General features: G+C 69.0%; 3 protein-coding genes. All 3 read left to right on the forward strand.

Going from position 1 to position 14,478, the window contains the following annotated elements:
• Positions 1 to 1,174: 1,174 nt before the first annotated feature.
• The 3 genes from DXT74_RS09520 to DXT74_RS09530 are packed head-to-tail and all read left to right on the forward strand — an operon-like array spanning position 1,175 to position 14,477.
• Positions 1,175 to 6,268, forward strand: coding sequence for an amino acid adenylation domain-containing protein (locus DXT74_RS09520; RefSeq protein WP_194427829.1), 5,094 nt, complete (start codon positions 1,175 to 1,177; stop codon positions 6,266 to 6,268).
• On the forward strand, positions 6,268 to 10,929 hold the full coding sequence (locus tag DXT74_RS09525; protein ID WP_194427830.1) for an SDR family NAD(P)-dependent oxidoreductase: 4,662 nt from the start codon (positions 6,268 to 6,270) through the stop codon (positions 10,927 to 10,929). The genes DXT74_RS09520 and DXT74_RS09525 overlap by 1 nt, the downstream gene beginning before the upstream one ends.
• Positions 10,926 to 14,477, forward strand: coding sequence for an SDR family NAD(P)-dependent oxidoreductase (locus DXT74_RS09530; RefSeq protein WP_194427831.1), 3,552 nt, complete (start codon positions 10,926 to 10,928; stop codon positions 14,475 to 14,477). The genes DXT74_RS09525 and DXT74_RS09530 overlap by 4 nt, the downstream gene beginning before the upstream one ends.
• Position 14,478: the final 1 nt, after the last annotated feature.

Below are 14,478 nucleotides of genomic sequence, written 5' to 3' on the forward strand. Positions count from 1 at the left end.
ATCTCCTGCGGCGTGTCGGAGCATCCTTTCCGTGTCTCAAGCCAAGTTGGCGCTAGGAGCCGCTAACCAACCCCCTGATCCTGCGTTGCGCCTCCTTGCCGTACGACTTGCACTGCCTGCGTCGGCGCGCCTTGGCTCAGGTTCTCTGCGAGGATTCGTTAGCGGTTCTAAGCGCTTCCCCTTGTCCTGAGGCAGAGAAGATGGCCGATGCGATCGACCGGCCTCCTGCATTATTAAGAAAATTGAATATGCCAAACACATTGTTTTTGATGCAAACTTTATGCTTTTGTCAATTGTGGTGGATGTTTCGCTACTAGGCATCATTCTTATATTTATTTTCTTTAATTAAGAATTTGCCGGTATTGGATCAATTAATTAAACAACTGCCGGTGATTTATGCCGTAATTGTCATGTCGATTGGAGTTGAATTCATCGACCCGGATCATGTTTTTGTCGGTCCAGTTCGCAGCGCTTAAATCTTTGATATCGCCGCGAAAATCTGTATTTCAAAAAATACAAGCCGTAAATCGGCTGAAGTGGTAACTGGCAGTTCGGGGGATGCTTTTCCTAGAGGTCTTTCAGTATAGTGCTGACGCTTCATTCTTCCCATATGGGATTTTTTGAATTAAAGCGATCAAATAAATCTACACGAAAACAATTTGAGCATCAATATTCATTGCGTTTTTCTGATTTGGGCTACACGGAAAAATAGCCATGCAAATTATTAAAGCAATGCTGATTCGCAATGATTTGATCGCTGAAATGATATCGAATCATCTCAAAAGAAAGTCCGATTACGGCGCATGAGACACACTGTAAATCCTATTCTCTTGATTCAAACGCTGCTTGGGCAAACCGCCGCGCACGCGTCACGCATCCTTACGTGAAAACGAAGGGATGATCCTCTCCAACCTGTCGAGGACATGGTTTCGACAGGTCGGAATATATCAAAACAGCATGACTGCTTCTTGAATGGGGCGGGCTACGGCCCGGCCTGTATTCAAAGTCCTCGCGATCATCGCGGCATTCGCCGTGGCTGAACGAGCGGCAGGGTGACGGCGAAAGTCGGCCCAGTGAGGGCGAAGCGACGATTCGACTTAGGCCGCACGGGCTTATTTCGATGGGCGCTCGCCGCGCATTCCCGGAGCAGTTGTCGATACATGGAGGTCTTGCAATGTATTCCTCTTCCGATGTCGCATCGCGGCGCATATCCGCCGCGGACAAGTTCGGACCTCATCATGCTTTTCCGCATCGCGAAGCGCTGAGCATCGCCCGGCAGTTGCTGTGGCGGGCGGAGGCGAGTCCCGATCGTCTCGCCTACGCGTCGGCCGATCCGGTGAAAAACATCGCGCTCAGCTATGCGGGGCTGTGCGAACGGGCGTCCGGCATCGCCGCGCGTCTGGCGCAAGCGACCGAGACCGGCGACCGGGTGATGCTGGTCTATCAGGAACCTCTCGATTTCCTTCCGGCTTTCTTTGGCTGCTGCCTGGCCGGCGTGATTCCCGTGCCGGTGGCGCCGCGTCACGGCCGGGACACGATGCTTGCGATCGCAGAGGACTGCGGCGCGGTCATCGCGCTGACGGCTGAGGCGCGAGACGCCTTGCCTGACCTGCGCTGGATGCGCACGGACGAAACCGAGGGCGCCGCGCCCTTTTTGCGTGCCGCCGGCGAAGGCAGTCCGGTTTTGCTTCAGTACACCTCGGGGTCCACGCGCACGCCGCAGGGTGTCGTGGTCACGCAGACCGGGCTGTGGGCGACGATAGAGGATCTTGATCGCGGCGCGATGCACGACGCGGACAGCGTGATGATCAGTTGGCTGCCGTATTTTCACGATATGGGCCTGGTGTACGGCATTCTCACTCCCTTGCAATGCGGTTTTCCCGCCTATTTGATGGCGCCGGAGAAATTCGTCGCCCAGCCCATGTCCTGGCTGCGCGCCATCGAGGCGCGGCGGGGCACCCACACCGCCGCGCCGAATTTCGCCTATGCCTTGTGCGCGGACCGCGCGGCGGATCTCGCGCCGGGGACCGATCTGTCGTCGCTGCGTTACGCGTTGAACGGCGCGGAACACGTGCGCTGCGACACAGTGCGCCGTTTCGAGGCGGCCTTCGCGCCGTTTGGACTGAAACCGTCCGTGGTGGCGCCGGGCTACGGCCTGGCCGAGGCTACGCTGAAAGTGACCGCTGGCCGATGCGGCGAGGGCACGCGCGGCGTGCGCTTCGGGCGAGACGCGCTGGCGCGAGGCCGGGTGTCGCCAGAGGCGGACGGGGTTGAGTTGGCGGCCTGCGGTTCGAGTCTGATCGATACGCGCGTCCGGATTGTCGATCCGGACGCGCGCGAGCCGTGCGCGGCGGATGTCGTGGGCGAAATCTGGGTGTCTGGAAGCACGGTTGCCGACAGCTACTGGCGCCGCCCTGAGGAATCGCGCGAGATCTTCGGCGCGAGGCTGGCCGATGACGACGGCGTCTGGTTGAGAACCGGCGATCTTGGTTTTCTGTACGACGGCGATCTGTTCGTGACCAGCCGGCTGAAGGATTTGATCATTGTCGGCGGGCGGAATTTTTACAGCCACGATCTCGAAGACACCGTGTCGGCCTGCCACCCGTCCATTCGAATGGGGCGCGTATTCGCCGCCGCCGTCGACGGGGAGGAGGGCGAAGGGGTTTTGATCGGCGCGGAGGTGCGCGGCGGCTGCGAGGAGGCGGATGCCCGCGAGATTCTGCCGGTGATTCGCGCGGCGCTTGCGCGGGAACACGGCGTGGCGCCGGCGCGCGTCGCGCTGCTGCGGCGCGGCAGCATCCTGCGCACGTCCAGCGGCAAAACCCGGCGCAGCGCCACCCGCGACGCGCTGCTGCGCGGTGAACTGAGCATCATCGCCGATGACGCCGCCGACATGAGCGACGATGCGATTCTCGCCGAGATCTCGAGTTTTGTGCCCGGCGCGGCGGCGACGCCCGACGCCAGGCTGATCGATCTGGGGCTGGATTCGCTGTCGGCCGCGCGGCTTGCCGCCATGGCGCGGGCGCGCCACGGCGTGGAATTGTCGTTCGCGACGCTGTTCGCGCTCTCGGCCGAGCAACTGAGGCGCGAGATCGTTGCCGCCAGAGCCCGGCATGATGGAAGCGCTGCGCCTGTTTCGGTTCGCGGCTATGCGGCGGGAGAGCCGTTCGAGCTGTCCGAGATGCAGCAAGCTTATTGGATTGGCCAGCAGGGCGGCGTGCCGCTGGGCAGCGTGTCGCCGCACATCCGAGTGGACTTCGAGATCGACGCCGCGCGCGCGCCGGAACTGGGCCGGCGTCTCGCGAGCCTGGTCGCGCGCCATCCGTCTTTGCGGATGATAGTGGGCGCCGACGGGCGCGGGGTGTTCGACGCGCTCGCTTACGACCCCTTGTTGCCGCCGCAGGATTTGCGCGGACTCGATGCGGCGGAGGCCGCCGAACGTCTGGAGGCGACGCGCGCGAGCCTGGCCGAGCGCGACGGGCCGCCCGTGGTCGCGGCGGTGACCCGCCTGACGGACAGCACGGCCATCCTGCACATGCGGCTTGGCTTGTTGGCCGGCGATCTGCGCAGCTTTCTGCAACTGATGGCCGAACTGGCGCGCGGAGCGGCCGGCGATGTTCCCGCGCAACTGATCACGCCGATGACGCTGGCGACGCCGACCGGCGAGCAGCGCGAGGCTTGGTTGCGTCGGGTGGAAGCCATCGCGCCCGCGCCTGAATTGCCGATGAAGATGGCGCTGGCCGACGTGGCCGAACCGCGCTTCGCCGGCCGCCGCCGTGAATTGCCCGCCGCCCTGTCCGCCGCGTTGGCGGCGCGCGCGCAGGGGCTTGGGGTCACGCTGACTTCGCTGTGCATCGCCGCCTTCGCCGACACCTTGCGGCTGTGGACGGCGGCGCATGCGTTCACGCTCAATGTGACTTGCAACACGCGGGCGGAGCAGGCCGGACAGGCGATAGGCGATTACACCAGCAACGCTTTGCTGTCGCTGAGCGAGCGCCATGAGTCGTTTGCCGCGTTCGCCCGGGAGGTGCAGCGGCAAGTGTGGGCGGATCTGGACGCCCCGTGGTGCTCCGGCGTGTCTATCCTGCGCGAGTTGAGCCGCCGCAACGGCGCGCCGGTATTGATGCCGGTTGTGTTGACCAGTTTGTTGTCCGGCGACCCGGCGGACGACCTGTCCATCCTGGACGGTATTGGCCGCGTGGTTGATATGGCCAATCCGACGCCGCAGGTGTCGTTGCACGCTGTCCTCGGCCGTCGCGGCGATAGGCTGCTGGTGATGTGGGAATTCGCCGCCCAGTTGTTCCCCGAGGGCATGATAGACGCGATGTTCGACGCTTTCCTCGGCGCGCTGGAAACGATGGCGACTGAAGCCGCTGCCCTTGAGCGGCCGACGGTGGCCCGGCTCGCGCCGGAGCAGGCGGCGCGGCGAGAGGCCGTCAACGCCACCGAGGCGGAGCGCGCGCCGCGCCGGCTGGAAACGCCCATCATCCGGCAGGCGCGGACCGCGCCGGAGGCCGTCGCGGTCAGGCAGGGCGCGGCGACGCTGAGCTACGGCGAGCTGCTGCGCCAGGCGGAGGACATCGCCGGCGCGCTGCGGCAAAGCGGCGTGGCCCGCGGCGACGTGGTGGCGGCCATCGTCGCGCCGGGGCCGCGGGCGGTGGCTGCGCTGTTGGGCATCGTGATGGCGGGCGCGGTCTACCTGCCGATAGAACCGTCTTGGCCGGCCGCGCGCATCGAGGAGCTGCTCGGCGAAGCCGGCGCCCGCCACGCGGTGGTGAGCGAGGGCGGCTGGACGCTGCCGGTGCAAGCGTTGCGTCTTGATTTGCCTCTGCCGCGCGGCGACGCGGGTCCGGCCCCGGACCTTGAAGCCGGGGACGCGGCCTACGTGATTTTCACTTCCGGTTCTACTGGGCGGCCGAAGGGGGTGTTGATTGCGCACGAGGCCGCGGCGAACACGATAGACGACATCAACGAGCGTTTCGCCGTCGGCCCGGCGGATCGCACGCTGTGCGTGTCCTCGCTGGCTTTCGACTTATCGGTCTACGACATCTTCGGTCTGCTCGCGGTTGGCGGCGAGGTGGTTTTCCCCGAGCGGGCTCGGGACCCCGACGCGATGGCCCAAGCGCTCTGCGACGGCCGGATCACGATCTGGAATTCCGTGCCGGCCGTGCTCGAATTATTGCTGGACGTGGCCGCGCCGCGCTCGCCGGATCTGAGGCTGGCGTTGTTGAGCGGCGACTGGATCGCGCCCGGTCTGGCTGGGCGGCTGCGCGACGCGTTTCCGGCGTTGCGGCCCATCAGCCTGGGCGGGGCGACGGAGGCGTCGATTTGGTCGGTGGTGCATCCGATCGCGCCCGAGGACGCGGCGCTGGCGTCCATTCCCTACGGCAGGCCGCTGTCCAATCAGCAATGTTTCGTGCGCGCGCCGGACGGCCGGGAGCGCCCGGACGGCGTGGTGGGCGAACTGCTGCTGGGCGGCCGCGGCCTCGCGCTCGCCTATCTGGGCAACGAGGCGGAAACCCTGCGCCGTTTCTTCATCGACGCCGAGGGGCGCAGGCTCTACCGCACCGGCGATCTTGCGCGCTGGCAACCCGACGGCGAGCTTGAGCTGCTCGGACGGATGGACGGGCAGGTCAAGGTGCAGGGCTATCGGATCGAACTGGGCGAGATCGAAGCGGCGGCGATGCGCGCAGGTTGCCTGGCGCGGGCGGTGGCCTCGGTGGTCCGGCGCAACAATGCGGCGGCCATCCAGCTGCATGTGGTCGCGCGGCCGGATTACGACGGAGATATCGTTGCGGCCGTGCGCGCCAAGCTGGTTCTGCATCTGCCCGCCTATATGCAGCCGCATCACGTGACGGTGTTGGACGCTTTGCCGCTGACGGCGAACGGCAAGGTGGACCGCGCGCGTCTCGCCGCGCTGGCGGCCCCGGCTCCCGCGTCGGCGAAGCCCGCGGCGGCCGCGCGGCGCGACGACTCGCTGGAGGCGACGATGCTGGCCGCGTTCGCCGAAGTGGTCGGCGTCGAGATAGACCCCCAGCAGGGCTTCTTCGACGCGGGCGCCACGTCGATGCACGTGGTGCGGCTGCGCGCGCTGTTGGCGTCGCGCGGCGTCGCCGTTCCCCCGCTGGTCGATTTCTTTTCGCTTGCCACGATACGGGCGCTCGCCGAGCGTGCCGATTCGGGCGACGCGGACCTTTCCCCAATGATTGACGTCGACGGCGCGCGCGCCTATCGACAGCGCGTACGCGCACGCAAGGAGGCTTTGTAATGACTCACTCAACACCCGTGGACGCCGTAGCGATCATCGGCGCCAGTTGCCGCTTGCCCGGCGTCAGCACCCTGGAACAGTTCTGGTCGATGATTGCCGACGGCCAAGTGGCGATCGAGCGCTTCGGTGCGGACGCGGCGCGCCGCGAAGGCGTGCCGGAGACGGTGCTGTGGCAGCCCGGCTTCGTTGGCACCGGCGGTCCGCTGGACGGCGTCGACCAGTTCGACGCCGCCTATTTCGGCATTCCGCCGTCCCAGGCGGCGGCCATGGATCCGCAGCAGCGCATCTTCCTTGAATGCGTGCATGAGGCGCTGGAACGCGCAGGGCACGGCGCGGCGCGCGGCGCGCGCGTCGGTGTCTGGGCCGGCTCGGCCAGCGTGGATTATCTCGTTGACCATGTGCGCGACCGGCTGGACCGCGCGTCGCCCAACCGCTATCTGCAGCAATGGGTGGGCGTGGACAAGGACTATCTGGCCACTCAGGTTGCGTACCGGCTCGACTTCGGCGGCCCGGCCATCACGCTGCAGACCGCGTGTTCGACTTCGCTGGTCGCCGTGGTCCAGGCGATGCAGGGGCTGTTGAGCTTCCAGTGCGATTTCGCGGTGGCGGGCGGGGTGAGCGTCGCTTTGCCGCAGCGGCAGGGATATGTGTACGAGGAGGGCAGCATTTTGTCCGCGGACGGCGCTTGCCGTCCGTTCACCACAGACAGCAGCGGCACGGTCTTCGGCAACGGCGCCGGCGTGGTGGTGTTGCGCCGCCTGGAGGACGCGCTGGCCGACGGCGATCCCATCATGGCGGTGATTCGCGGCGGGGCGGTCAACAACGACGGCGCGGCCAAGGTGGGCTTCACCGCGCCCGGCGGGCGCGGACAGCAGGAGGTGATCCGCCAGGCGCTGGCGTTCAGCGAGGTGGACGGAGCGTCGATCGGCTATGTCGAGACGCACGGCACGGGCACGGCGATCGGCGATGAGGTCGAACTGGCGGCGCTGGGCGCGGCTTTGGGCGAGCGCTCCGGCGCACGCTGCGCGCTGGGCACCCTGAAGGCGAACGTCGGGCATTTGAACGCGGCGGCGGGCGCTTGCGGGCTGATCAAGGCCGCGCTGGCGGTGGAGCATGGGCGGATTCCGGCCGCCGTCGGCGCGGAACGCGCGATAGACGCGTTGCGCGGCGACGCCGGCTTCTATCTGCCGACGAAAACGGCGCCTTGGGATGCGCCGCTGCGGCGCGCGGGCGTCAGTTCCTTCGGCATCGGCGGCACCAACGCCCACGTGATCATCGAAGCGGCGCCGCCGCGCGCGCCGCGCACGGCGGATGTCGCGCCGCTCTTGCTGTTGTCGGCGCGCGGCGAGGCCTTGCCGGCGCTGTGCGCGGATTACGCGGACTTTCTCGAAGGCCATCCCGAACTGAGGATAGAGGACGTTTGCCTGACGGCGGCCCTGGGGCGGCGTCATTGGGAGAAGCGCGCGGCGTTTCGCGCCGAATCCCGGCAGGCGCTGATACGCGCGCTGCGCGCCTTCGCCGCCGGCGAGGCGGATGCGGGCGTGATCGCGGGGGAAACGCCGGCGCGCGCGCCGGAAGTCAGCTTCGCCTTCGGCGGCGCGGGCGATCTGGACGCGGTGCTTGCCCGCGTGCAGCTGTGGCAAGCGAGCGGCGTCGTTCCGGCCAGTGTGTGCGCGACGGGCGACGGTGTGTTCGCCGCGGCTTTCGCGGCGGGCGCGCTGAGCCTTGACGATGCGCGGCAGCGCCGCGCGGACCGTGCCGTCGCGCCGTCCTTGCTGTGGGTGAGCGCGGCTTCGGGCCTGCCGCTGGACAGCGAGGAGGCGGTAAGGGAAGAGCTGGCGCGCGCGGAGATGGCGCTTAGCGCCGCCGCCGCCGCCGAGGCGCTGGAGGCTGCCGGCGCGGAGCGGGTGCTGGACTTCGGCGACACGGTGTTGGGCACGGGCGCCGGCATGGCGTCGCTGAATCCGGCCTCTCCGGACGCGCTGGCGCGGCTGTGGACCGCGGGCGTGGCGCTGGATCTCGCGCAGCACTACCGCGACGGCAACCGGGTGGCGTTGCCGACGTATCCCTTCCAGCGCCAGCGTCACTGGATAGATCGCGCGCCGCGTTTCCTGGCGGCGGGCGCGACGCCCTTCCTCGGACGACGCACGGACGCGCCCGCCTTGGACGCGACCTTCTTCGACGCGGAGTGGAGCGTGGCCGCCTTGCCCTTCCTGCAGGACCATGTGATCTACGACAAAGTGGTGGTGTCCGGCGCGGCGCTGGCGGTGATGATCGCAGACGGCGCGCGCGAGCTGACGGGGTCGGACGCCTGCGTGTTGAGCGATTTGCGCTTCCCGGCGGCCTTGGTGATTCCGCCGGACGCGGCGCGCAAAGTCCAGTTGCAACTGGTGCGCGACGGCGATGGCTTCGAAGCCACGGTGCTGACGCTGGAGTCCGCCGACGTCCACGCCACGGCCAGGGTGGACGCCGGCGAGGCGCCAGGCGTGGCGCCGTCGGAGCCGGTGCGCGGAGAAGCGATCTCCACCGAGCTGATGGATAGCTGGCTGCGCGCGCGCAGCGTGGTGATGGGGCCGACCTTCCGGCGCTTGTCGGACATCGTCGTCGGGGACGGCGACGCGTCTTGCGATATGCGGGCCGACGCCGACGACGCGGGCTGGTTATTGCATCCCGGGATTCTGGATTCGGTGTTGCAACTGGTGGCGGCGGCCGCGCGGCCCGAGGGCAGCAAGGCTTTTGTGCCGACGCGCATCGCGCGGTTGGCGCTGCAAGGGCGGACCGGCGCCGGGATGCGCTGTCACGCGTCGGCCGAGCGGGGGCAGGCCAGTCTGTTCGATGCAGGCAAGGTGCTGCTCGAAATGACCGGCCTGGAGTCGCGCGAGGTCACTCGCAATGAATTGCTGCGCGTCGAGCCGCTGCGCGAGGGCTATGCGGTGGAATGGCGCGACGCGGCGGGCGGCGAGGCCGCCGAGTTGCCGGCGTCCATCGCCATCCTGAGCGGCGCGGGACAGACGGCGGCCGGGTTGGCGGCGATGCTGCGCGACGAAGGCAAGGAGGCCGTCGTGGTGGCGGCGGTGAATGATATTCCCTTCGACAAGGCGGGCCTGATTGTCGATTGCCGCGGGCTGGAGGCGCGCGGCGACGCGCCGGCGCCGGCGGTTTACGCGGGTGCGCTGGAACTGTTCGCCACGGCCGCGCGACGCGAGCGGCCTTGCCGCATCGCCGTGGTGCTGGCGCCGGACGCGCCGGCCTCGGCGCCGCTGCAGGCGCTGTCGCGGGCGGTGGCGATGGAAACGCCGCATCTTCAGACGCTGGCGCTGCATGCGGGCGACGCGCGGGCGATCCGCCGCGGCCTAGACTGCTTTGACCGCGAGACCGAAGTCGCCGTGTGGGGCGACGCCGTCACCGCGCCGCGCTTCGATGAACGCGCGCTGCCGCTTCGGGCCGATCTCGCGCTCTCGGCCGACGCCACTTGGTTGATTACGGGCGGGTTGGGCGAACTCGGCTTACGCGTTGCAAGCTGGCTGGCCGCGCTGGGCGCGCGCGCCTTGGTGCTGACCGGCCGCCGGCCGGCCGATGCCGCGGCCGAATCGACGCTGTCCGCTCTGCGCCGCGACGGCGTCGAAGTGAAGGTGTGGCAGGCGGATGTGGCGGTGGAGGCGGATGTCGACGCGTTGCTGGCCGAGATCGACGCGACCATGCCGCCGTTGCGCGGCGTCTGCCATCTGGCGGGCGTGGTGGAGGACTGCCTGGTCGGCGACGTCACGCCGGCGTCGCTGGCCGCTACTCTGGCCGGCAAGGCTCGCGGCGCCTGGCTGCTGCATGAGCGCACCCTGGCTTACCCGCTGGAACACTTCGTGCTGTTCTCCTCGGCGGCGGCCGCCTTCGGCGCGCCGGGGCAATCCACCTACGCGATGGCGAACGCCTACCTCGACGCGCTGGCGGCGCGCCGCCGCGAGCAGGGGCTGCCCGCGCTGTCCATCGCCTGGGGACCGTGGCAGGACGTCGGCATGCTGGCCCGTTCGAGCGCCAACGCCAAGCGGCGTCTCGCGCAGCTGGGCATCGGCCAGATCGAGGCCGAATGCGGCCGCGCCACCTTCGAGATCGCGCTGGGGGCGGATCTACCAGCCCATCTCGTGCTGCTGCCCATCGATTGGGGGCGCTTGATCGAACAATGGCCGCCGCATGTGCCGGCCAGCCGCTTCGCCGGCATTGCCACCGCGCAGCCGGGCGCGGGATCCACGTCCTCGGTCAGCGAACTGCTGGCGCTGCCCGCGGACGAACGGCGACATCGCTTGTTCCAGTTGCTGGCGGAGGACGCGGCCTTGGTGACGGGCACGCCGTTGGCCTCGCTGGACCCCGAGCGCTCCTTGTTCGACTACGACCTGGATTCCTTGCTGATCACCGATCTGCGCGTACTGCTGGAAAAGCGCTTCGGCCGGGCCATCCCGACCACGGTGATTTTCTCGAATCCGACCATAGCCGCGCTGGCGGACCATCTGACGCAGACGGTATTCGGCATGGCCGACGCGGAGGCGCCCGCCGCCGCGCCCGCCGCCGAGATCGACGCGCCGACGGACGCCGCCCCGATGTCGCAGGAGGAGATCGTGGAAATGCTGTCCGCGAAATTGAACGAACTGAATAGAAAGGGCGCGCGATGAGCCAAATCGACACGACTATGCTGATGCGGAACGCGCTGCGCGAGATAGAGCGCTTGCAGCGCGAGCTGGACGGCGCAGAGCAGCGGCGGCACGCGCCCATCGCCGTGGTCGGCATGGCTTGCCGCTTCGCCGGCGTCGATTCGCCGGAGGCGCTGTGGCGGGGGCTGCTTGACGGCGCGGACGGCGTGAGCGAGGTGCCGGCCCAGCGTTGGGACGCCGAGCGCTACTTCGACGCAGACCCGGACGCGAAGGGCCGCATCTATTGCCGCACCGGCAGTTTTCTGGACGATATCGCTTCCTTCGACGCTGGCTTTTTCGGGATTTCGGCGCGCGAGGCGGCGATGCTGGATCCGCAGCAGCGCATGCTGCTTGAAGTGACTTGGGAGGCGGTGGAGCGCGCCGGGATGACGGCGGCGGAACTGAAAGGCTCGGCCACCGGGGTGTTCGCCGGCGTCATGCACCAGGACTACGCGCACCGCTTCCGCCGGGCCGATGACGTCGATCTTTACACCGCTTCGGGCAACGCGCCCAGCGTGCTGGCGGGCCGCGTGTCGCACGCGCTGGGCCTGCACGGACCCACGCTGACGATAGACACCGCGTGCTCGTCGTCGCTGGTCGCCGTGCACCTGGCGTGCAATGCGCTGCGCGCCGGCGAGTGCGACATCGCCATCGTCGGCGGCGTCAATGTGGTGTTGTCGCCGCTGTCCACCGCCGCCGAGTGTCGGGCGCATATGTTGTCGCCCAGCGGCCGTTGCCGTTCCTTCGACGACGGCGCGGACGGTTTCGTGCGCGGCGAGGGCTGCGGCGTGGTGGTGTTGCAGCGGCAGGCCGACGCCGAAGCCGCCGGGCGCACGATAGACGCGCTGATCGCCGGCTCGGCCGTCAATCACGATGGCCGCAGCGCGGGCCTGACGGTGCCGAACGAGCACGCGCAGCGCGAGCTGGTGCGGGCCGCTCTGCGCGCCGCGCGCATCGACGCGTCCCAGGTGAACTATGTGGAGGCGCACGGCACCGGCACCGCGCTGGGCGACCCGATAGAAGCGGCGGCGCTGGCCTCCGTGTTTGCCGGCCGCGATCGCTCGGATCGCGTGCTGTTGGGCTCGATCAAGAGCAATTTCGGCCACCTTGAAGGCGCGGCGGGAATCGCCGGGCTGATCAAGGCGGCGTTGACGGTGCGTCATGGCGTGGTGCCCGCCACGCTGCATGTGCGCACGCCCAACCGCGGCATTGAATGGGACACCCTGCCGTTGCGCCTCGCGCTCGGCGCGGAACGCATAGACGGCGGAGACGCGCCCTGCGTCGCCGGGGTCAGCTCCTTCGGTTTCAGCGGCACCAATGCGCACGCGGTGCTGGTCGCGCCGCCGCGCGAGGCCGCCGGCGAAACGGCGGCCAGCGCGGGCGAAGGCGCGCAGTTGCTGGTTGTTTCCGCGAAATCCGACGCCTCGCTGCGCGGCAACGCGGCGCGGCTTGCGGACCATCTGGCCGGACTCGACGCCTCGGCGTGGGCGGCCGCCTGCCACGCGTCGCGCGTTGCGCGTTCGCATTTTCCGCATCGGCTCGCACTGACGGCGGCTACCGCGGAGGAGATGGCGCGCGAACTGGGCCGCTTTGCGCGCGGCGAGGCGGCGGCCGTCCACAGCGGCGTGTGCGGCGGAATGCCGTTCGGCCGCGACGCGGCGCCGCCCGAGACCGACGCGGGCGGCGGCCCGGCCGAGCGGCTGGACGCGCTGGCGCGGCGTTATGTGGCTGGCCTGCCGGTCGACTGGCCGGCGCCGGTCGGCGCCGGACGCCGCGTCGCGCGGCTGCCGGCCTATGCCTTTGACCGTCAGTCTTACTGGGTTGACGAAGGGCCCGCGACCGCGGAGTCGCCGCTTTACCGCATCGCCTGGCAGCCGGTGGAAGCGCCGGCCGGCGCGCGCCGATCGGGCGAGCGGATTGTCGCCGGCGATCCGGCTTTGTGCGCGGAAGTGGCGCGCACGCTGGAAGCCGCCGGCGAACGCTGCGTGATCGCGGCCGCCGAGATCGACGCGATCCGCCACGCGGGCTCCGCCGGCCTGGTGCTTGCTTTCGACCGCGCGTCCGGGGGCGAAGACGCGGTGGAGGCCATTGCGCGTCGCGGCGCCTTGCTGAGCGCGCTGGCGCGCGAGCGCGCCGCGACGTCGTCGGCGTCCATTGCCGTGGTTACGCGCGGCGGGGCGGCGACCGGGCCGGCGGAGGACGTCGATCCCGTCCTCGCCGCCTTGAGCGCGGCCGTGCGCGTCGCGCGGCGCGAACAGGGGCGAGCCTGGCGAGGCACGATCGATATCGACGGCTCGCCGGCCTCCTTCGACACACTGGCGGCGCTGCTTGCCGATGAAGCCGCCGAAGAACAACTGGCGGTGCGCGGCGCCACCGTGCTGGCGCCGCGGCTGCGGCGGGCGGGCGTTGGCGCGGCGGCCGCGCTGCCGGCGCTGGACGCCGACGCCGCCTACGTGGTGACCGGCGGCACCGGCGCCTTGGGCCTCGCGACCGCGCGCTGGCTGGCTCGTCGCGGCGCGCGCCATCTGCTGCTGATCAGCCGCGGCGGCGAAACCGGCGATGCCGCGAAGGCCGCTTGCGCGCGTTTGCGCGACGACGGCGTCGAGGTCCGCGTGGCGGCGGCCGACGTTGCCGACGAGGCCGCCTTGCGCGGCGCGCTCGCCATGGCCGGCAGGCCGATACGCGGCGTCGCGCACTGCGCGGGCATTGTGCGGGACGCGACGCTGGACGCGCTGGACGCCGCGGCCTTCGCCGCGACCCTGAGCGCCAAGGCCGGCGGCGCGGCCTTGCTGGATCGTTTGACCGAGGGCGAACCGCTCGACTTCTTCCTACTGTATTCATCCATCTCCGCGGCGGTGGGCCGTCACGGGCAGGCCGCCTACGCCGCCGCCAACGGCTATCTCGACGCGCTCGCGCAGCGACGACGCTTGCGCGCGCGGCCGGCGCTGTCCATCGGCTGGGGGTCTTGGGCGGCGGGCATGGGCGCGGCCGACGCGAAAACGGCGGAACGGATTCGCGCCGGAGGTCTGAACCCGCTGAGCGAAGGCGAGGCCTTCGCCGCGCTGGAGCAGGCGTTCTCGGGCGAGCCGCACCTGGTGGCCGCCTCGATCGATCTGAACCGGATCGCGGCGCAGCCCGATCTGCCGCGCCTGATTGAAGGCTTGGTCGGCCGTGCGCCGGCCGCGAGCGCGCGGACTCTGTCTTTCGACCAACTGCGCGGCCGCCCCGCCGGCGAGCGCCGCGCGCGGGTCGCCGATTATCTAGAGGCGGAATTGCGCGCGGTGCTGTCCAGCCCGGCGGCCTTGCCGCGTCAGTCCTCGCTGCTGGACCTGGGCGTCGACTCGTTGACCGGCGCGGAATTGCGCAACGAATTGGAGCGCGCGCTGGGCGTGTCCGTCGCCATCACGCATTTGATCGACGGTTCCTCGCTGGATGAACTGATTGATCAAGTCATGGCGCAGCTGGAGCGGAAGCTGGTGACAGAACAACACTCGGCCGTCGGCGCCGACACGGAGGAAATCACGCTATGAC

The sequence above is a fragment of the Chromobacterium sp. Rain0013 genome (assembly GCF_015291765.1).
GTDB classification, from domain to species: Bacteria; Pseudomonadota; Gammaproteobacteria; order Burkholderiales; family Chromobacteriaceae; genus Chromobacterium; species Chromobacterium haemolyticum.